19 protein-coding genes are annotated in these 20,454 nt (G+C 61.1%); 17 read left to right on the plus strand and 2 right to left on the minus strand.

The window, feature by feature from the left end; all coding sequences use genetic code 11:
- Nucleotides 1-11: 11 nt before the first annotated feature.
- Nucleotides 12-2,660, minus strand: a complete 2,649-nt coding sequence (adhE, locus tag ABCN01_RS02620) for a bifunctional acetaldehyde-CoA/alcohol dehydrogenase (RefSeq protein WP_117770319.1) — start codon at nucleotides 2,658-2,660, stop codon at nucleotides 12-14.
- 266 nt (nucleotides 2,661-2,926) lie between these two features.
- Nucleotides 2,927-3,115, minus strand: coding sequence for a 50S ribosomal protein L28 (rpmB, locus tag ABCN01_RS02625; protein ID WP_022094725.1), 189 nt, complete (start codon nucleotides 3,113-3,115; stop codon nucleotides 2,927-2,929).
- Between the two features lie 451 nt (nucleotides 3,116-3,566).
- Between rpmB and pyrR the strand changes: the two genes are divergently transcribed.
- The 17 genes from pyrR (at nucleotide 3,567) to hemW (ending at nucleotide 20,399) form a co-directional block, all read left to right on the plus strand.
- Nucleotides 3,567-4,151: a bifunctional pyr operon transcriptional regulator/uracil phosphoribosyltransferase PyrR gene (gene pyrR / locus ABCN01_RS02630; protein ID WP_117770320.1), complete on the plus strand. Its 585-nt coding sequence runs from the start codon at nucleotides 3,567-3,569 to the stop codon at nucleotides 4,149-4,151.
- A gap of 4 nt (nucleotides 4,152-4,155) precedes the next feature.
- Nucleotides 4,156-5,100: an aspartate carbamoyltransferase catalytic subunit gene (locus tag ABCN01_RS02635; protein ID WP_055285144.1), complete on the plus strand. Its 945-nt coding sequence runs from the start codon at nucleotides 4,156-4,158 to the stop codon at nucleotides 5,098-5,100.
- The gene (locus tag ABCN01_RS02640) at nucleotides 5,084-6,373 is read left to right on the plus strand and encodes a dihydroorotase (protein ID WP_118273339.1); all 1,290 of its coding nucleotides are present in this window, start codon (nucleotides 5,084-5,086) and stop codon (nucleotides 6,371-6,373) included. Before ABCN01_RS02635 ends, ABCN01_RS02640 begins: the two co-directional genes overlap by 17 nt.
- Before the next feature lie 116 nt (nucleotides 6,374-6,489).
- The gene (locus ABCN01_RS02645; protein ID WP_260699310.1) at nucleotides 6,490-7,257 is read left to right on the plus strand and encodes a dihydroorotate dehydrogenase electron transfer subunit; all 768 of its coding nucleotides are present in this window, start codon (nucleotides 6,490-6,492) and stop codon (nucleotides 7,255-7,257) included.
- Between the two features lie 14 nt (nucleotides 7,258-7,271).
- Nucleotides 7,272-8,180: a dihydroorotate dehydrogenase gene (locus ABCN01_RS02650; RefSeq protein WP_342996395.1), complete on the plus strand. Its 909-nt coding sequence runs from the start codon at nucleotides 7,272-7,274 to the stop codon at nucleotides 8,178-8,180.
- Complete coding sequence (pyrF, locus tag ABCN01_RS02655) at nucleotides 8,174-8,890, plus strand: orotidine-5'-phosphate decarboxylase (protein WP_035138533.1); 717 nt, start codon at nucleotides 8,174-8,176, stop codon at nucleotides 8,888-8,890. The genes ABCN01_RS02650 and pyrF overlap by 7 nt, the downstream gene beginning before the upstream one ends.
- 239 nt (nucleotides 8,891-9,129) lie before the next feature.
- Nucleotides 9,130-9,438, plus strand: coding sequence for an integration host factor, actinobacterial type (mihF, locus tag ABCN01_RS02660; protein WP_006236130.1), 309 nt, complete (start codon nucleotides 9,130-9,132; stop codon nucleotides 9,436-9,438).
- Nucleotides 9,439-10,008, plus strand: a complete 570-nt coding sequence (gmk, locus tag ABCN01_RS02665) for a guanylate kinase (RefSeq protein ID WP_006236131.1) — start codon at nucleotides 9,439-9,441, stop codon at nucleotides 10,006-10,008.
- Nucleotides 10,009-10,013: 5 nt separating this feature from the next.
- Entirely contained in the window at nucleotides 10,014-10,295 is a 282-nt protein-coding gene (locus tag ABCN01_RS02670; protein ID WP_035138532.1) for a DNA-directed RNA polymerase subunit omega, read from the plus strand.
- Nucleotides 10,296-11,540: a tRNA uracil 4-sulfurtransferase ThiI gene (thiI, locus tag ABCN01_RS02675; protein WP_342996325.1), complete on the plus strand. Its 1,245-nt coding sequence runs from the start codon at nucleotides 10,296-10,298 to the stop codon at nucleotides 11,538-11,540.
- A gap of 249 nt (nucleotides 11,541-11,789) precedes the next feature.
- Nucleotides 11,790-12,467, plus strand: coding sequence for a helix-hairpin-helix domain-containing protein (locus ABCN01_RS02680; protein ID WP_343014180.1), 678 nt, complete (start codon nucleotides 11,790-11,792; stop codon nucleotides 12,465-12,467).
- Nucleotides 12,464-14,767, plus strand: a complete 2,304-nt coding sequence (locus ABCN01_RS02685; protein WP_342996323.1) for a DNA internalization-related competence protein ComEC/Rec2 — start codon at nucleotides 12,464-12,466, stop codon at nucleotides 14,765-14,767. Before ABCN01_RS02680 ends, ABCN01_RS02685 begins: the two co-directional genes overlap by 4 nt.
- Nucleotides 14,768-14,845: 78 nt before the next feature.
- Nucleotides 14,846-15,808 (plus strand): DNA polymerase III subunit delta, encoded by a 963-nt coding sequence (gene holA, locus ABCN01_RS02690; RefSeq protein WP_342996322.1) that lies wholly within the window; start codon nucleotides 14,846-14,848, stop codon nucleotides 15,806-15,808.
- A gap of 133 nt (nucleotides 15,809-15,941) precedes the next feature.
- Nucleotides 15,942-16,208 carry a 30S ribosomal protein S20 gene (rpsT, locus tag ABCN01_RS02695; protein ID WP_022094714.1) on the plus strand — a complete coding sequence of 89 codons (267 nt, stop codon included), beginning with the start codon at nucleotides 15,942-15,944 and terminating at the stop codon, nucleotides 16,206-16,208.
- 96 nt (nucleotides 16,209-16,304) lie between these two features.
- Nucleotides 16,305-18,116, plus strand: coding sequence for a translation elongation factor 4 (lepA, locus tag ABCN01_RS02700; protein ID WP_117776228.1), 1,812 nt, complete (start codon nucleotides 16,305-16,307; stop codon nucleotides 18,114-18,116).
- A 4-nt stretch (nucleotides 18,117-18,120) separates the two neighbouring features.
- Complete coding sequence (dusB, locus tag ABCN01_RS02705) at nucleotides 18,121-19,164, plus strand: tRNA dihydrouridine synthase DusB (protein WP_342996320.1); 1,044 nt, start codon at nucleotides 18,121-18,123, stop codon at nucleotides 19,162-19,164.
- Between the two features lie 2 nt (nucleotides 19,165-19,166).
- Nucleotides 19,167-20,399, plus strand: a complete 1,233-nt coding sequence (gene hemW, locus ABCN01_RS02710) for a radical SAM family heme chaperone HemW (RefSeq protein WP_342996319.1) — start codon at nucleotides 19,167-19,169, stop codon at nucleotides 20,397-20,399.
- Nucleotides 20,400-20,454: the final 55 nt, after the last annotated feature.

Genomic DNA, 20,454 nt, shown 5'->3' on the forward strand with positions numbered 1-20,454 from the left:
CCGTGCTAAAACTAGCAGACGGCGTAGTCCTGGGGCTCGCGGCCGTAGTAGGCGTCCAGGTAGAGCTCCTTGATCTCGCTCATGAGCGGGTAGCGCGGGTTAGCGCCGGTGCACTGGTCGTTGAATGCCTGCTCGGTCATCTCGTCGAGGGTGTCGAGGAAGTACTGCTCGTCAACACCGTAGTCGGCGATGGTCTTCTTGACGCCGATGAAGTCCTTGAGCTCCTCGAGCTTCGTGATGAAGTTCTCGAAGACCTCCTTGTCGTCCTTGCCCTCGATGCCGCAGTACTTGGCCATCTCGGCGTAGTTGTGCAGCGCGTTGGGGTAAGGATACTGGGAGAAGGTGCCCATCTTGACGGGGGCCTCGGCGGCGTTGTAGCGCATGACGCGAGTCAGGATGACGGCGTTGGCGAGGCCGTGGGGCAGGTGATGGAAGGCGCCGAGCTTGTGGGCCATGGAGTGGTTGAGGCCCAGGAAGGCGTTGGCGAAGGCCATACCGGCCATGCAGGAGGCGTTGTGCATCTCCTCGCGGGCATGCGGATCTTTGGCGCCGTTCGTGAAGCTGGAGGGCAGGTTCTCGAAGACGAGCTTAGCAGCGCGCTCGGAGAGGCCCTTGGTGTAGTCGGAAGCCATGATGGAGACGTAGGACTCGATGGCGTGGGTCATGACGTCGATGCCGGAGGCAGCGGTCAGGCCGCGCGGGGCGGTCATGCAGTTGTCGGCGTCGACGATAGCCATGTTGGGGAGCAGCGCGTAGTCGGCGAGCGGCCACTTGATGCCGGTCTCCTTGTCGGTGATGATGGCGAACGGCGTGCACTCGGAGCCGGTACCCGAAGAGGTCGGGACGGCGACGAAGTAGGCCTTCTTGCCCATCTCGGGGAAGGTGAAGATACGCTTGCGGATGTCCATGAAGTCCATGGCCATGTCCTCAAACTTGCACTCGGGGTGCTCGTACATCATCCACATGATCTTGCCGGCGTCCATAGCGGAGCCACCGCCGACGGCGATGATGACGTCCGGCTCAAAGAGAGCCATCTGCTTGGCGCCGCGACGTGCGCACTGCAGCGACGGATCGGGCTCGACGTCGTAGAAGCAGTCGTGGGCGATGCCCATCTCGTCGAGCTTGGCCTCGATGGCGCGGGTGTTGCCATTCTTGAAGAGGAACTGGTCGGTGACGATGAAGGCACGCTTCTTGCCCATGACGTTGCCCAGCTCGTCGAGGGCGACGGGCGTGGAACCCTTCTTGAAGTAGACCTTCTCGGGAGCGCGGAACCACAGCATGTTCTCACGGCGCTCGGCCACAGTCTTAACGTTGATCAAGTGCTTCACCCCAACGTTCTCGGAGACGGAGTTGCCGCCCCAGGAGCCGCAGCCCAGGGTCAGAGACGGCTTCATGCCAAAGTTGTACAGGTCACCGATGCCGCCGTGCGAGGACGGGGTGTTGATGACGATACGGCAGGCCTTCATGACGTGCTCGAACAGGCTGATCTTCTCGGCCTGAGCGGGGTGCACGTACAGAGAGGCGGTGTGGCCCGGGCCACCGGCGAGCACCAGGTGCTCGGCCTTGTCGACGGCCTCCTGGAAGTCCTTGGCGTGGTACATGGCCAGGACCGGGGAGAGCTTCTCGTGGGAGAACTCCTCCTTGGCGGGGTCGGTGGAGGTGACCTCGGCGATCAGGATCTTGGTCTTGGCGGGAACCTCGATGCCGGCGAGCTCGGCGATCTTGGCAGCGGCCATGCCGGGGATGCGGTGATCGAGAGCGCCGTTCTTGAACATGGCGGCACGCAGGGCCTCCATCTCGGCACCCTGCTTGACGAAGTAGCAGCCGCGCTTCTGGAACTCGGCCTTAACCTGGTCATAGATGGTGTCGATGACGGTCACGGACTGCTCGGAAGCGCAGATCATGCCGTTGTCGAAGGTCTTGGAGTGAATGATGGAGTTGACGGCGAGCAGCACGTCGGCGGTGTCGTCGATGACGACCGGGGTGTTACCGGCGCCAACGCCCAGGGCGGGCTTGCCCGAGGAGTAAGCGGCCTTGACCATGCCCGGGCCACCGGTGGCGAGGATGATGTCGACGTCGCGCATGACCATGTTGGTCAGCTCGATGGAGGGGACATCGACCCAGCCGATGATGCCCTCGGGGGCGCCGGCCTTGACGGCGGCGTCAAGCACGAGCTTGGCGGCGGCGATGGTGCACTTGGCGGCAGCCGGGTGCGGGGAGATGATGATGGCGTTGCGGGTCTTCAGGCAGATCAGCGTCTTGAAGATCGCGGTGGAGGTGGGGTTGGTCGTCGGGATGACGGCGCCCACGATGCCGATGGGCTCGGCGATCTTGGTGATGCCGTAAGCCTCGTCGCGCTCCAGGACACCACAGGTCTTGGTGTTCTTGTAAGCGTTGTAGATGTACTCTGCGGCGTAGTGGTTCTTGATGACCTTGTCCTCAAGAACGCCGCGGCCGGTCTCCTCGATGGCCATCTTCGCCAACGGGATACGAGCCTTGTTGGCGGCCATGGCGGCCTCATAGAAGATCTTGTCGACCTGCTCCTGCGTGTACGTAGCAAAAAGCGCCTGGGCCTCTCGCATCTGAGCGAGCTTGGCCTCAAGCGCCTCTACGTTGTCCACAATTGCGGGAGTAGTGTTTTCCGGTGACTTTTTCACCATTTGTGTCTCCTTGCGATCGGAGATTTACCCTACGCCTTGCATGATAGCAAGAAATTATTCGGCGAACGGTAAGATTCCTCTAAAAGGCACACTAAAACGCTTCAATAAACTGAAGCGTTTTAACCAAACTATCTGCCAGTGCATCGCCTTGCCCCCAATGAGTGCAAAAAGGCGCCCTCCGTAGGGGAGGGCGCCTTTGGTAAGTTCTATGTGAACGCGAGGTCTTTGACCCGGAGAGTCCGAGGTACTTGTTGGTAAGACCTTATTTAGGAGCGCGCAACCTTGCCAGACTTGAGGCAGGTGGAGCAAACGTTCATCTTGCGACGGTGACCGTCGACGACGACGTAGACGCGCTGGATGTTGGGGCGGAACTTACGGTTGGTGACGCGGTGAGAGTGGCTGATGGAGCGACCGGCAACGGGGTGCTTACCGCAAACTTCGCAAACTTTGGACATAACTGACCCTCCTTGGGCGACAAACGAACATGTCGCGTTAACAAACAAGCCTGAACTATAGCACAGAAGTCGCTCCCTGTGCGCAATCTACACAGAGATATTTCTCTTTTGGCGATAGTGCCCACGCTACGGCCCTGGACGTAGATCCGATTTGCGTGCAGCAGAGGGGATTATGCCAGCTCGTGCGTGCGTTTTCAAGTTCGTCCCACAAATATATATAGGTTTATGGAGCATTGGGCTCCGTTTACGGATTGCTTTGTATTAATGCTCGCAATTGAGCTCGAGGTTGGCTACACTATCCCTTGACCATTAAAGGGGTACGAGATACCCACATGGAATTACATAGCTGCCAAAGAGCAGCCTTTCCTGTGGGTGTCTGGTCCGCTTTAAGCGGTCGGGCATCTATTTTTTTGACTGTGTCAGCAGTCAAGACATGTGAGGAAGGAGATCGATGGGCACGACTTCCCCCAAGGCGGTCATCATGGACGAGACCGCCGTCAATCGAGCGATGACCCGCATCGCGCACGAGATTCTCGAGCGCAACGAGGGCTGTGAAGACCTCGCTCTGGTCGGCATCGTCACGCGCGGCGACCTTCTGGCAAAGAAGCTCGCCGAGGAGATCAAGGAGATCGAGGGCGTCGAAGTTCCGCTCGGCAGCCTGGACATCAGCTTCTACCGCGATGACTATGCGACCAATTTCGCTCCCGCGATCCACGCCACCAACATTCCCTTTAGCGTCGACGGCAAGCGCGTCGTGCTGGTGGACGACATCCTGTATACGGGCCGTACCATCCGCGCCGCTCTCGACGCCGTCATGGACCTGGGCCGTCCGAGCCGCATTGAGCTGGCAGTTCTCGTTGACCGCGGTCACCGCGAGCTCCCCATCTCGCCGGACTTTGTCGGCAAGAACGTTCCCTCGTCGCATGAGGAGAACGTGCACCTATATATGAAGGAAGTCGACGGCCACACCGCCGTCGAGATTAACGACGTCGCGCCGGGTTCCCACGTGGGCTCCGCGCCGCTGGGAGGTGAGTAGTACCGTGGCGTTCAACCATAAGCACCTGATCGACATTACCGAGTACTCCGAAGAGGACATCAAGCTCATCCTCGAGACCGCCAAGGCGTTCTCCGAGGTCAACGAGCGTGCGATCAAGAAGGTCCCCACGCTCAAGGGCAAGACCATCGTCAACATGTTCAACGAGCCCTCGACGCGCACCCGCAGCTCCTTCGAGCTCGCCGAGAAGCGTCTTTCGGCCGATAGCCTTAACTTTGGCGGCTCCTCGACCTCCACGGTCAAGGGTGAGAGCCTCGTCGACACCGTCGAGACCCTCAACGCCTACAAGATCGACTGCATCGTCGTGCGCGATAAGCACGCCGGTGCTCCCTACATCGTCACGCAGAACTCGCCCGCGAGCGTCATCTGCGCCGGTGACGGCAAGCACAACCACCCCACGCAGGCCCTTCTCGACCTGTACACCATCTGGGAGCATAAGGGTGACTTCCACGGTCTGAAGGTCGCCGTCGTCGGCGATATCTCACACTCCCGTGTCTGCGGCTCGCTGATTCCCGCCCTTAAGATCATGGGCTGCGAGACCTACGCCGTCGCCCCCGGCACGCTGCTGCCGCCGGCGCCCGAGGTTCTGGGCTGCGACCACGTGACGAGCGATCTCGATTCTGTCCTGCCCGAGCTGGACGTTGTCTACATGCTGCGCGTGCAGCAGGAGCGCCTCGAGGGTGCCCCGTTCCCGACCATTCGTGAGTACCACAAGCTCTTCGGTCTGACCAAGGACCGCGAGAAGCTCATGAAGCCCGACGCAATCATCTGCCACCCGGGCCCCATCAACCGCGGCGTCGAGTTCGACTCCTATATGGCCGACCACCCGCAACGCTCCGTCATCCTGGAGCAGGTCTACGCCGGTATCTGCGTGCGTATGGCTATCCTGTATCTGCTGCTTGGAGGTGCCGATAATGGCCTTGCTTCTTAAGAATGCCCACGTCGTCGACCCGTCCGTCGAGCTTGACGGTGTCGTTGACGTCCTGATTGACGGCGACAAGATCGCCGAGGTCGGCGAGAATCTCGCCGTCGAGGGAGCCGAGGTCCGCGACCTTTCCGGCAAGTACCTCGTCCCCGGCCTGGTGGATATGCACGTTCACCTTCGCGAGCCCGGCTACGAGGTCAAAGAGGACATCGAGAGCGGTACCCGCGCAGCTGCCAAGGGCGGCTTTACCGGTGTGTGCTCCATGCCCAACACCGATCCCGTCACCGATAACGGCACCGTCGTGGAGTTCGTCAAGTCCCGTGCTGCCGAGGTCGGTCACTGCCGCGTCTATCCGTCGGGTGCCATGACCCGCGGTCTTAAGGGCGAGGCCATGTCCGAGATGGGCGATATGGTCGCCCACGGCGCCGTCGCCTTCACCGACGACGGTCGCGGCGTGCAGGGTGCGGGCATGCTCCGTCGCTGCATGGACTACGGCAAGATGTTCGGCAAGGTCTTTATGAGCCACTGCCAGGACGAGGATCTGGTCGGCCACGGCCAGATCAACGAGGGCAAGGTCTCGACCCGTCTGGCTCTCGAGGGTTGGCCGGCTGCCGGCGAGGAGCTCCAGATCGCCCGCGACATCGAGATCGCCAAGCTGACTGGTGCCAAGCTGCACATTCAGCACATCTCCACCGCCCATGGCCTGGAGATCGTGCGTGCCGGTAAGGCCGCTGGCGTTCAGGTTACCTGTGAGGCCACCCCGCATCACATGTTCCTGACCGAGAACGACCTGGACGAGACCTACAACACCTCGCTCAAGGTCAATCCGCCGCTGCGTACCGAGGAGGATGCCGAGGCCATCCGTCAGGGCGTCATCGACGGCACCGTCGACGTTATCGTCACCGATCACGCTCCCCACACCCCGTGGGAGAAGGCCCGCGAGTTCGAGCTTGCGCCCTTTGGCATGATCGGTCTCGAGACCTCGCTGTCGCTCGTGCTCACCGAGCTGGTCAACACGGGCAAGATGAGCATGGGCCGTATGGTCGAGCTCATGGCCATCAAGCCGCGTGAGATCCTGGGCCTCGACCAGGTTCAGGTCAAGGCGGGCTCCGTTGCCGACCTGACCGTGTTCGACCCCTCTGCCACCTGGACGGTCGGCGAGGACGGTTACGAGTCGCGCGCCGAGAACTCCGGTTTTGCCGGCCGCACGCTTACCGGTCGTGCCACCGATGTGTTTGTCGGCGGTAAGCAGACGCTCGCCGACGGCTGCATCTGCTAGCATAGCCTTATCGCTTTTGTGCGCGGTGCCCTTGCGGTGCCGCGCTTTCTGTTCGTTTTGACCATGCAACCGCATGGGGGATTGGAGCGTCTATGCCCACACCTTCCACTGCACGCATGCACGACTTCGAGGTCGTCTCGAACCAGGAGATCGCCGACGGCATCTTCTCGCTCGTCATCTCGGCCCCCAAGCTTGCAAGTGCGCTCAAGCCCGGTCAGTTTGTGAACATTGCCGTGCCCGGCGATGCGTCCTCGCTGCTTCGCGTGCCCCTGAGCTTCTATCGCGCCGACGCCCAGGCCGGTACCGTCGAGCTGTGGTACGCCGTCGTGGGTGACGACACCCGTCGTCTGTCGCAGATGGCCCCCGGCTCCAAGTCCAACCTGTTGGGCCCTGGCGGCCGCGGCTGGCTTGTTCCCGAGGGCACCAGGAAGGCCCTGCTCGTCGCCGGTGGCATCGGCGTTCCGCCTGTGCTGTGTCTTGCCGGTATGCTTGCCGAGCAGGGCGTGGATGTTGACGTGTGCCTGGGCTTTGGCACCGCTTCCAAGGCCGTGGGTGTCGATGAGTTTCGCGCGCTGGGCGCCACGGTCAACGTTTGCACCGACGACGGCTCGCTCGGCACGCACGGTTTTTGCACCGATCCTGCCGCCGAGCTGCTCGGCGAGGGCGGCTACGACTACGTCGCCAGCTGCGGCCCCGCTGTCATGATGAAGAAAGTCGCCGCCGCTGCCGCCGAGGCCGGTGCGTACTGCGAGGTGTCGCTTGAGCGCATGATGAGCTGTGGCTTTGGCGCCTGCAACACCTGCAATGTCGAGACGGTCGACGGTATGAAGGGTGCTTGCATGTGCGGCCCCGTGTTCGATGCTTCCAAGGTGGTGGTCTTCTAGTGGGTACCGTGAACATGGCCGTCGATTTCGGCGGCGTCAAGATGCAGAACCCCATCAACACCGCAGCCGGTACTTTTGGTTACGGTTGGCAGTTCCAGAACTTCTTTGATGTTTCCCAGCTGGGCGCCATCACCACCAAGGGTTGCGCTGCCGAGCCCTGGCCCGGCAACCCCGCGCCCCGCATGGCCGAGATCCCCGGCGGTATGATCAACTCCGTGGGCCTTCAGAACCCCGGCGTGGCCGCCTTTGCCCGCGAGTCCGGTCCGTGGCTCGAACAGCTGTCCAAGGACGGCTGCCAGGTCATCTGTCAGGTTGGCGGCCACTCCGTTGACGAGTTTGTCCGCGCGCTCGAGATGTATGTCGAGCTGTGTCCCTGGGCTGCCGGCTACGAGATCAACGTGAGCTGCCCTAATATCGCCGCCGGCGGTGCCGCCATGGGCTCTACGCCCGAGGGCGCCTCATCCGTTATGGCTGCCTGCCGCAAGGTGACCGATAAGCCGCTGTTCGTGAAGATGGCGCCGGTCAACGTCGCCGAGATTGCCAAGGCCCTCGAGGCTGCCGGCGCCGACGGCCTTTCGGTCATCAACTCCATTCAGGGCATGGCCATCGACGTCCATACCCGCAAGTCCCGCGTGGCCAAGCCCAAGGGCGGCCTTTCGGGCCCGCTGTGCCACCACATCGCCGTGCGCATGGTCTGGGAGGTTGCCCAGGCCGTCGATATCCCCATCAACGGCGTCGGCGGTGTCATGACCGGCGAGGATGCGGCCGAGTTTATCCTGGCCGGCGCCACCTGCGTGTCGGTCGGCATGGCCAACTTCGTCGATCCGTGCGCTTCGCTCAAGATCGCGCACGAGCTCGAGGCCTGGGCTGAGTCCCAAGGCGTGAAGGACATCAACGAACTGGTAGGTGCTTTCGAATGCTAGAGACCGATGCCCGCGACCGCGTAATCGTCGCTCTCGACTGCGACCGCGAGCGTGCGCTCGAGCTCGCCCACGAGCTTTCGGGCCATGCCGCCTGGCTTAAGGTTGGCATGACGCTCTATTACGCTGAGGGCCCCGAGATCGTCAAGACCTTTAAGGACCTGGGCTTTAAGGTCTTCCTTGACCTTAAGTTCCATGATATTCCGCATCAGGTTCGCGGTGCCGCCCGTTCGGCCTCGCTTGCCGGTGCCGACCTGCTCTCGGTTCACGGCTTGGGTTCGGGCGCCATGCTCGCTGCCTGCCGCGAGGGTGCCGAGGAGGCGCGCGAGGACCGCGCCAAGCTCGTCGCCATCACCGTGCTCACGAGCATGAATCAGGATGCCTTGAGCGAGATCGGCGTCGAGTCGCCCGTGGCCGAGGAGGCCGCCCGCCTGGCAAAGCTCGCTCAGGCCAACGGCATCGATGGCATCGTGTGCTCGCCGATGGAGGCTCACGACATGCGTGAGCTGCTGGGCCCTGATGCCCTGATCGTGACTCCGGGTGTGCGTCCGGTGGGTGCCGCCCTTGGTGACCAGTCCCGCGTGGCGACGCCTTCCCAGGCTATCGAGCGTGGCGCAAGCCACATTGTGGTGGGCCGTCCCATCACCGGTGCCGACGATCCGGTTGCCGCCTTTGACGCCATTGTCGCCGAGCTGGTCGAAAACGTCGCGTAAAAGATTCCCCTAAGTCACCACTTTTGGGTTTCATTAGCACAAAATAGCCCCTGTGCCTGCGTAAACTTTCCCATCCTTTGTGTGGAATCGCAGGTCAGGGGCTTAACTTTGGGCGCAGTATATTGCACTTTTTGCGGGTATCGTCTAACCTATGGAGCCGCGATTGGGCATTTTGTACGTTCTACGTGCTAAAATGCCAATTATTGAATCAGATATAACCCAACTATTTGGAGGTACGAATGGCACTCCCTCAGCTTACCGATGAGCAGCGCAAGCAGGCTCTTGAGAAGGCTGCTGCCGCACGTCACGCCCGCGCTGAGCTTCGCGAGCAGATCAAGAAGGGCGAGAAGTCCCTCGAGTCCGTGCTCAACTCCGATGACCCCATCGCTTCCCGCATGAAGGTTTCCACCCTCATCGAGTCTCTCCCTGGTTATGGCAAGGCCAAGGCCGCCAAGATCATGGAGGAGCTCGGCATCTCCGCTACCCGTCGCGTCCAGGGCCTCGGCGTCCGTCAGCGCGAGCAGCTCCTCGAGCAGCTGACCAAATAAGTGAGCGCTCAGGATTCCAAGCTCTTTGTGATTTCTGGACCGTCAGGCGCAGGCAAGGGTACGCTCGTCACTCGTGTGCGCGAGCGCCGCTCGAACCTGGGCCTGACGGTTTCGGCTACCACGCGAGCACCACGAAAAGGTGAGGTCGACGGCGTCAACTACTTTTTTCTGACGCGCGAGGAGTTCGACCGCCGCGTGGCAAACGGTGAGTTTGTTGAGTGGGCCGAGGTCCACGGTAACTGCTACGGCACGTTGGTGAGCGAGGTCACATCCAAGCTCGCCTCGGGCGCGTCTCTGATTTTGGAGATCGATGTCCAGGGCGCCCTGCAGGTGAAGGAACGTTTTCCCGAGGCCGTGCTGATCTTTATCAAGCCGCCTTCGCTTGAGGTACTCCGCGAGCGTCTAGTCGGTCGCGGTACCGAGACGCCCGAGACGATTGAGCTGCGTATGGCAAACGCCGCCGATGAGCTTGCCCTTGCCGACCGCTACGACGACGTCGTGGTTAATGACGATCTCGACCGCGCGACCGATGAGCTCGTTCGCGTTCTCGATATGCATGAAAGGATCTGAGGTCCGTGTCCGTTGTAAAGCCTTGCATTGACGATCTTCTGGAGAAGACCGATCACAACCGCTTCCTGCTCGCTTCGCTTGCCTCCAAGCGCGCCTGCGATATTAACAGCATGCTGCGTGGCCAGCACAACCGCGTGCTTGCCGTCCAGGATGTCGATGACATCACCATCGGGCTTTCCGGTGCCGATACCATTTCGATGGCTATGGACGAGATTGTCGACGGCGACATCTCTTACGACGAGGCCCGTTACGAGAAGGCGCTCGGCCACAAGGTTGCTGAAGCCTAAATGGCGGCTCGCGTCTGCCTGGTCCACTATCACGAGGTTGGACTGAAGGGTAAGAACCGCGCACATTTTGAGCATATCCTCATGGATAACATCAAGGCGGCCTTGGCCGCCTTTTCCGTGAATGCCGTGTCTCGAATTTCCGGTTATATCCTCGTGACCTTTAACGAGCATCAGGCCGACGAGGCGGCGCGTGTCATTCGCACCGTTCCCGGCGTTGCTCGTGTGTCTTTGGCGTATCACACCAATCGCGACCCTCAGGAGTACTGCGCCGCCGCCGTGAAGGCGCTGCGCGAGTTTGGTTCCTTCGATTCGTTTAAGGTGCACGCCAAGCGCTCCAATACCGATTATGAGCTCACCTCGATTGACATCAATCGTCAGGTGGGCGAGGTGCTGTGCGAGGCCTTCCCCGATAAAAAGGTTCAAATGCACGACCCCGATGCGATGGTGCACGTACTGGTGGTCCAGGGTAGCGTTTATGTGTACGCGCGCTCCGAGCGCGGCGTGGGCGGTCTGCCGGTGGGTTCTGCCGGCAAGGTCGTGACGCTGCTGTCGTCGGGTATTGATTCTCCGGTGGCAACCTGGATGCTCGCGCGTCGCGGCGCGGTGTGCGTGCCGGTACATTTCTCAGGTCGTCCGCAGACGCCCGACACGAGCGAGTATTTGGTGCAGGACATCATTCGTGCGCTTGAGCCGGGTGTCCAGATCGGCCGCCTGTACGTGGTGCCGTTTGGCGACTGCCAGCGTGAGATTTCGGTCACCTGTCCCAGCAACCTGCGCGTGATCATGTATCGCCGCATCATGTATTCGGTTGCCGAGCGTATCGCGCATATCGAGGGCGCCAAGGCCATCGTGACCGGCGAGTCGCTCGGTCAGGTTGCCTCCCAGACGCTCGAGAATATCATGGCCGTCAACGAGGCCGTGAAGATTCCCGTGTTCCGTCCGCTCATCGGGTCCGACAAGCAGGAGATCATTGCGCGCGCTCAGGAGATCGGCACGTTCGATATTTCCACCGAGGCGGCGCCCGACTGCTGCACGCTGTTTATGCCGCGTCGTCCCGAGACGCACGCCAAACTCGATGCCGTGCACGAGGCCTGGGAGCTGTTCGACCACGAGGAGATGATCGAGCGTCTGCTTAAGCAGACCGAGTACATTGACTTCTCCAGCAACACGTATAAGGCCCCTAAGACCTTAAAACGCAAACATTCGGAGCTTGCTCCGCGTGAGATTTACCAAGATCACGAGTAAATTTGTGCATAGACCGACGATGCGCCTGCATCGTCGGCCTTTTGCTATCTGGGCATTTTGCGGCTAAGTGTTCATTTGCTGACGTGTGCCTGAATAAATGGACAGATTTGTGCAAGGTTTTGGTCGGTTTTTGGTTTGACCGTTAAAACCGGTTTTGGAGCGTGGCTGTTGTGGAGCTCCTTTCCTGACACGATGGTGTTGGGAGGTTTTGCTATGGCGCAGCGCGAACAACACGAACGAGTCAAACGGATGGACCGCTTGGCGGACAAGCTGTTCGGTCATAAGGCAGTGGTGATGGCGATACTGGTCGTCATTGCGATGGCGAGTGGACTGGCGATGGCGAACCTTGGCGGCGGTGCCGGTGGCGTGTCGTTTGAGCGCACTGACGGTTCAGGCTCGTTGGTGGAGCCGGGATCCGGTGATGCCTCGAGCGGAAAGACATCCGAAGGTTCTTCGGCTAAGGCTTCTGCCGCGGCAGAGGTCTATGTCGATGTCGACGGCGCCGTTGTGTCGCCCGGTGTATATCGTCTCAAGGACGGCGCGCGGGTGGCTCAGGCGATTGATGCCGCCGGCGGGCTTACGCCCGAGGCAGACGTTACGGGGCTTAACCGGGCATCCAAGGTCACTGATGGACAAAAAATCAACGTTCCAACGGTGGGGGAGCAGCAGGCGTCCATTGCGGAAGCCGGTGTTGATGGTGGGGCTTCCGCATCATTGGGCGTGAGTGGCGCAACGGGCCTAGTCAACATCAATACGGCAAGCGCGGCAGAGCTGCAGACGCTCTCGGGCATCGGTCCCTCCATGGCACAGTCGATTATCGATGAGCGGACAAAGAACGGTGCTTTTGCCTCGGTTGACGATCTGATGCGTGTGTCGGGAATCGGCGAGAAGAAGCTTGCCAAAATCAAAGATTGCATCTGCGTATGAGTGCGACCGAGCGCGATCATGTGATGCCTCCGCGGCCCCTGATGCCGTGGACGATGGCCCTGTGTGCCGGCATGTGCATGAGCTGCGCCTCGGTGCTCAACGTGGCCGCTGATGCGCTGCTGAGGGAGCGGGCGCCGGCGGTCGGGCTGCTATGGGCCATTCCCGTTGCGGCGGCGGTATTCGTTGTGCTGGCTCAATCTTGTGCGCGGCTTGCCCCTTTGAAGTGGTGGTTGTATGCCGCGTCCGTCGGTCTCGTGGCGGGAGCGGTCGTCTCGGCGTGGTGGGCTGTGGGTGCGCTCAGCGCCTCGAAGGCGCTCGACGGTCGAGCGGCAAGCGGCCTCGAGTTTATCGTGCAGGGCGATCCATCCATAAACGACGACGTGTATTCCTATACCTGCGAGGCACGCGCGGACGGTAAGAACTTGGCAACGGTTCGCCTATCGTGCGACCGCGAGCTCAAGGTCGGGGCGCACGTGCGTGTTATCGGTCGCGTTTCACGTTTTGAGAACGATGCGTATGGACGATCGCGCGTGCTCCGAGGCGAGGTATGCAAGGTAAAAGCCGTTCGGATTGTGTCGGTCGATGAGGGCTCTCCGGGGCCGCTGCTTCGGCTGCGAAATGGGCTGCTTGCGTCCATCGCGCCTGCGACCGACCCGGCGCGTGCACTCATAGCCGGTGTCGTCTGCGGTCGTTCGGCCGAGCTGCGCGCCCAGTCGGCGGGCGATTGGTTTTCGGTGACGGGAACGGCGCATCTTATAGCCGTCTCCGGCAGCCATTTGGCTATCGTGGGGTTTGTAATCGAGGGTGTATTGCAAAAGACTCGCTGCTCACGTGGTCTTCAGCGGGCGATATTGGCGATAACGCTTGTGGGCTACGCTGTCTTTACGGGCGCGTCTCCCTCGGCCGTGCGCGCGTGCTGCATGGTGTTCGCGACGCTTGTCGTAAACGGCGCGGGGCGTCGCCGGCACGGCGCATCGGCACTCTTCGTAACCATGTCCATCTTTGTGCTACTGCGGCCGACGGTGCTGTTCGAGATGGGCTTTCAGCTTTCATGTGCCAGCGTCTTTGCCATTCTGTGCTTTTGCCCCTATGCGACCTTCGCTTTGGGTGAGCTGAGTGTGCCATCGGGCGTTGCAAGCATGCTTTCCGTCACGCTGTGCTCGCAACTGGCGACTCTTCCCATTACCATTCCCGCCTTCGGTACGTTCTCGCTCATTGCTCCGTTGGCAAATGCGGTCATCGGTCCGGTGGTGAGCGTACTGCTTGCTGTGTCCATCGTGCTGGTTCCCTTTTCGCTCGTGGCACCGTTGCGGACTTGGGCGCTCGTTGTGCCCATGATTGCCGCCCGTTGCGCGCTGTTTTTCGAGCAGCTGTTTGCCGCCGTGCCGGGTGCATCCGTGAGCGTGCCGCCCGATAGCATGTGGATTTACCTAGTGCCGTGTTTGCTGGCGGTTCTGCTGGTCTGGTGGCCGCGTCCCCGTGCACGTCCTATGGCGGTGGGGCTTGCATGCCTGGTGCTCTTGGCTGCGATTCCGTACGTCTACTGGGATCGATTCGCTCCGCCTTCGGTGACGGTGCTCGATGTGGGCCAGGCGGATGCGATTCTTATCCGCCAGGGCGGCGTAGTAGCGCTCGTCGACTGCGGGCTCGACGAGCGCGTGGTGGCAGCGTTGGTTCGCAATAACGTGCACCATATCGATGCCGTCTTTGTTACGCATTGGGATGAGGACCACTGGGGTGGTCTGCCTGCCGTGCTCGAACAGTTTTCGGTTGGAACGATTGCCGTGGCGGCTGATGCGCTGGAGGATGCTCCTGCCGAAGTATTGAACCGACCTGGCGTGGAGTATCGGCAGGTGCGCCGTGGGGATACGGTTGACATCGGCTCATTTTGCGCTCGCGTGATGTGGCCATTCGAGTCCGTGGATGGCGAGGGAAATGAGGACTCGCTTGTCCTGCTACTCTCTTATGTTCAGGAAGGCAAGGGCCTGCGTATGCTCCTCACCGGCGATGCCGAGCTCGACCAAGAACGGGAATTCGTGCAGGAGGTGGGGGATATCGATGTACTTAAACTTGGGCATCACGGCTCCAAGGTTTCAGTTGATGGTGAGTTGCTGGACGTCCTGAAGCCCGATCTTTCCCTCGCGAGCGCGGGCGAGGGGAATCGATACGGTCATCCGTCCGATGCCTGCATCGATGCCGTGAAGGAAGCGGGCGGCGTGTTCGCGTGCACCATCGAACACGGCGACATTACCGTTACGCCGACTGAGAATGGCTTTGCGATGCGATGCCAGCGACCGTGACGACGTCGTTGGCGTGTGGTGGGCCCCTGGGCTAGAATGGCACGGAACGAATACGAAGACCTGCGGGAGGGGAGCGCAATGTCCGAAATCGGTCTGCTGCCGGCATATCTGATCGTCGGTACCGACGGAGTCAAGCGCGATCACGCCGTCTCGCGTATGAAAGCGCGTCTGGAAAAGACGGGCATGGTCGAGTTCAACCTCGACGAGCGCGACATGACCAAGGACCCCGATATCGAGTCCATTATCGGATCGCTTAACACCTTTCCGATGGGCAGCGAGTTTCGCCTGGTAATCCTTGACGGCTGCTCAAAGCTCGCCAAGGCGGTCTCGGAGCCGCTTGTCGAGTATTTGGCGAGTCCCAGCCCCACAACGGTCTGCCTCATCATTGCTGACTCGCTTGCCAAGAACACGCGCCTGTATAAGGCGATCGCCAAGATCGACAAGAAGGCCGTGATCGATTGCTCCGGCACCAAGCGCTGGGAGCTTCCGCGCCGCGTGCAGCAGATGGCGACGCAGCACGGCAAGTCGATCTCGACGGCGGCCGCCGAGGAGCTCGTCTCGCGTTCGGGTGAAAACACTCGCATGCTCGATAACGACTTGGCTAAGCTTGCCCAGATGGTCGAGGCACCCCAGATTGAGCTTGCCGACGTTGAGCGCTGGATTGTACGTACGGCCGAGGTTCAGCCCTGGGACTTCCTCAACGCCGTCTCGGCTCGCGATATGCGGCGATCGCTCGAGCTCTTTAAGCTTTTGCCCTCCAAGAGCTACGTGTGGACTTACACATTGCTGTGCGGCCGCATCCGCGAGCTGATCGTTGCCAAGGCGCTCGATGCGCGCGGACAGGGTCGTGAGCTGGCCGCAACGCTCAAGCTCCAGTCCTGGCAGGTCAAGAATCACCTGACCTGGGCACGTCGCTTTTCGATGGCAGAGCTCATTGCGGCGCTCGAGGGTGCGGTCGATGTGGAGCTTGCGCTCAAGGGTTCGGCCGATTCTCAGACGGCGCTTTTGCTCTGGATTACGAACATCTTGAGAAAATCGTGATGATACCTGCCTATTTGACAAATTCGTTCTATCCCTTTGAGTGGGAGCGTGCTATAGTAGGCGCTTGCATGACCTCACCGTGTCTCAGAGGTGTCATACATTTTTTGCAAGGAACTCGAAAGGAACTCCAGAAGTGGCAAACATCAAGTCTCAGAAGAAGCGTATCCGCACCAATGAGGCAGCTCGCATGCGTAACAAGGCTGTCAAGTCCGAGCTCAAGACGCTGACCAAGCACGTCCAGTCCGCCGTCGCCGAGGGCGACGCCGAGAAGGCCCAGGCTGCCCTCAAGACCGTCACCAAGCGTCTCGACATGGCTGCCGCCAAGCATGTTATCCACAAGAACCAGGCTTCCAACCGCAAGTCCGGTCTTGCCAAGCTCGTGAACAGCATCAACGCCTAAGTTGTAAATTTCACACCACACAGATTACGCGCATAAATGGAGCCTGTTTTATGGAACAGGCTCCATTTTTTGTACCGCTCGGGTAAGATAGTCCGCATGAATACTTCAATTGACATTTCCCACATCCGCAACTTCTCGATCGTTGCGCACATCGACCATGGCAAGTCCACGATCAGTGACCGCATCCTCGAGCTCACCCATACCGTCGACGAACGCGACATGGAGTCGCAGCTGCTCGACACCATGGATATCGAGCGCGAGCGCGGCATTACGATCAAGTCCAATGCCGTCCGCGTTTCCTATGACGCCGACGATGGTGAGACGTATCAGTTCAATCTGATCGATACGCCGGGCCACGTGGACTTTACCTATGAGGTCTCGCGCTCGCTGGCAGCCTGTGAGGGCGCTGTGCTCGTCGTCGACGCCACGCAGGGCGTCGAGGCGCAGACCGTTTCCAACGCGACGCTCGCCATGAACGCCAATCTGGACATTGTGCCGGCCATCAACAAGATCGACCTGCCCTCGGCCCATCCCGATGAGGTTAAGACCGAGATCGAGGATGACCTGGCGATCCCTGCCGATGATGCTGTGTGCGTATCGGGCAAGACCGGCGAGGGCATCCACGATCTGCTGGAGTCCATTGTCTTTTTGATCTCTCCGCCTAAGGGCGATGCAAACGCTCCGCTCAAAGCGCTCATTTTGGATTCGTACTTTGACGAGTATCGCGGTGTGGTGGCTACGGTGCGCGTCTTCGATGGTTCCATCAAAAAGGGCGATACCCTGCTTATGATGCAGGCCAAGGGCGACTTTTTGGTCGACGGCGTGGGCGTCAAGCGTCCTGCCGAGACCCCGGTCGACGCGCTGACGGTCGGCGAGGTCGGCTACGTGGTCACGGGCTTGAAGGACCCCGAGGCCGTTCGCGTGGGCGATACCCTTACGTGGGCGTCGAACCCCTGCCCCGAGCCGCTTCCCGGTTATCGCGAGGCCAAGCCCATGGTCTATACGGGCCTGTTCCCGATCGACAACAAGGACTACGAGAACCTGCGCGACGCGCTCGATAAACTGCACGTTAACGACCCGTCGTTGGTGTGGGAGCCCGAGACCTCGGTGGCGCTTGGCTTTGGTTTCCGCGTGGGCTTCCTGGGCCTGCTGCACATGGAAGTCGTCAAGGAACGCCTGGAGCGCGAGTTCAACCTGGACCTCATTGCCACGAGTCCCTCGGTTGACTATCACGTCTACAAGACCGACGGCGAAATGATCGATGTCCGCAGTCCGCAGGACCTTCCCGAGGCCACACGCATCGATCGTATCGAGGAACCCTACCTCAAGGCAAAGATCATCTGCCCGCCTGAGTACACGGGTGCCGTCATGCAGCTCGCCATCGAGCACCGCGGCGTCACAACCGACATGATCCACCTGACGAGCAAATCGGTCGAGATGCGCTTCGATATGCCGCTCGCCGAACTCATCTTGGACTTCTTTGACCAGCTCAAGAGTCGCACCAAGGGTTACGCCTCGTTGGACTACGAGTTCAACGAATATCGCCCCTCCGAGCTCGTCAAGCTCGACATCCTGCTTTCGGGCGACGAGGTGGACGCGCTGTCGTTTATCGTCCATAAGGACAAGGCATATGGCCTGGCCCGTGGCCTGTGCGACAAGCTCAAGGAGATCATCCCGCGTCAGCTGTTCGAGGTGCCCATCCAGGGTGCTATCGGCAACAAGATCATCGCCCGTTCCACCGTCAAGGCGCGTCGCAAGGACGTTCTTGCCAAGTGCTACGGCGGCGATATCTCGCGTAAGCGCAAACTGCTTGAGAAGCAGAAAGAGGGCAAGAAGCGCATGAAGGCTATCGGCTCGGTCGAGGTCCCGCAGGAGGCGTTTATGGCGATCCTCAAGGTGGACGAGTAGGTCTATGGCGCTTTCTGAATACAGCAAGCGGCTGCTGGGTGCCTATGCCGAGCAGCCGTTCCTTATGGCTCCCATGGCGGGCGTTACCGACCCCGCCTATCGCATCATGTGTCGCCGCCGCGGTGCCAACCTTGCCTACAGCGAGATGGTGAGCGTGGCAGGCCTTGCCTATGCCAGCAACAAAACGTGGCGCCTGGTGCTGCCGGCCGACGAGGAGCAGCAGATTTGCGTGCAGCTCTTTGGCTCCAAACCTGATCAGTTTGCGAGCGCCGTCGCCGCCGTCGAGGAGCGCGTTGGCGATCGCCTGTCGCTCATCGACATCAATATGGCATGCCCCGCCCGCAAGGTCGTTACCAAGGGCGAGGGATCGGCGCTCATGCGCACGCCCGATCTGGCGGAGAAGATCGTCGAGGCCACGGTGGGCGCGGCGCACGTGCCCGTGACCGTCAAGATCCGCAAGGGCTTTTATGCCGAGGACCGTAATGCCGCGACGTTTGCCCAGATGCTTGAGGGCGCAGGGGCTGCCGCAGTCGCCGTGCATGGTCGTTGCGCCACGCAGCTCTACACGGGCCAGGCCGATTGGTCGGTCGTCGATGAGGTTGCCGACGCTGTCGAGATTCCCGTTATTGGTTCGGGCGATGTGTTCTCGGCCGAGGACGCTGCTGAGCATCTGCACGGCTCGGGTGCCAGCGCGGTGTTTATCGCGCGCGGCATCTACGGCAATCCGTGGGTGTTCGGCGATGCCCGAGCCCTTGCACTCGATGGCACGCCGGTTCCTTCTCGCTCCTCGGTCGAGCGCCTGGAGGCTCTGCGCGAGCACCTGACGTTGACGCACGAGCTTCTGCCGCTCATGTCGCGCGCCCGCACGTACGCAAGCTGGTACTTAAAAGGCATGCCCCATGCCGCCGCCTGGCGCGCTCAGGTGGTGCGTTGCTCTACGTACGAGGAGTTCATGTCGCTGGTCGATGATATCGAGCACGATGTGGTGGCCTGCGAGGCCGCGCTTGCCGCCGGTGAGTCGGTGCCCGCTCATCCGCTGGAGGCTTAAGGGTGGCCGTTACCGCGCTGTACGTGCACGTGCCGTTCTGTGCCCAAAAGTGCCGCTACTGCGACTTCGACTCGCACAGCTTTGCCCCGTGCGATCTGGACGCTGCGCTCGATGCCTATTTTGAGCAACTGTATGCGCGGCTCGATGCCTTTGGCAGCGCCGGGGCACTCGGGCGGATCCGCACCGTCTACGTAGGCGGCGGCACGCCGTCGCTGGCAGGGGAGCGCCTGGTGAAACTTGCCCGTCGTATCTCCATGTGGTGCAAGCCCGTTGAATTTACTTGCGAAGCCAATCCCGAGTCGCTGACCGCCGAGCTCGCCACCGCGCTTGCCGAGGCGGGTGTCACGCGCATCTCTCTGGGCGTGCAGACGCTCGATAACACCGAACTGGCTGCTATTGGCCGTATTCACGATGCCGATCGGGCGCTCGCTGCCATCGCGACGGTGAAGGACGCTGGCCTCGATGTGTCGTGCGACCTTATGTGTGGCCTCCCCGGGCAGACGGCGGCGAGTTGGCAGCGCACGCTCGATGGCGTGCTCGCGGTGGCTCCACACCATGTTTCGGTGTACCCGCTCACGCTCGAGGAGGGGACGCCCCTTTATCGCATGGCGTGCCGTGACGAGTCGCTCGAGCCCGATGAGGATTTCCAAGCCGCCTGCATGGACGTGGCGCGCAAGCTCCTGGGCGCCGCCGGCTATCACCCGTATGAGGTGGCGAGCTACGCACTCGACGGCCATGAGTGCGCCCATAACATTGCCTACTGGACCGGACGGGGCTACCTGGGCCTGGGCCGTTCTGCCGCGGGCATGCTCGACGCCGAGGATTTCGACCGTCTTGCAGGTTTGTTCCCCAGCGTGTCTTCTCGAGGCGATGCGTACCGCGTGCGTCTGGTGCAACGTGACGATGACGCGACGGCGTTCGAGGCCGAATATCTCTCGCAGCGCGAGGCTGCGGCCGAAGACCTGATGCTTGCTTGTCGCATGACGCGCGGTGTCGCGTCCGACCTGTTGGTTCGCGCGGCCCGTGTCATCCCGGCCGATGGGCTGACAGCCGCTTGCGATCGCGCGCTCGAATTGGGTCTTGCCACTTGGGTGCCCGAGACGCTCGGGGTCCATGAGGGACCCTTCACTTCGGCAGATGTCGTCGCGGCCCATGTTCGAGCTCGTTTAGCACCGACACACCTGGGCTGGCTCGATGGAAATGTTCTGTTCGAGCTGTTTTGGGATCTAGCTTAGGCCGCTCGGGTAGAATTACCGAAATATATACGCTGCTGTGAGCAGGAGGTTGCCG

The sequence above is a fragment of the Collinsella aerofaciens genome, from assembly GCF_039062365.1.
Lineage (GTDB): Bacteria > Actinomycetota > Coriobacteriia > Coriobacteriales > Coriobacteriaceae > Collinsella.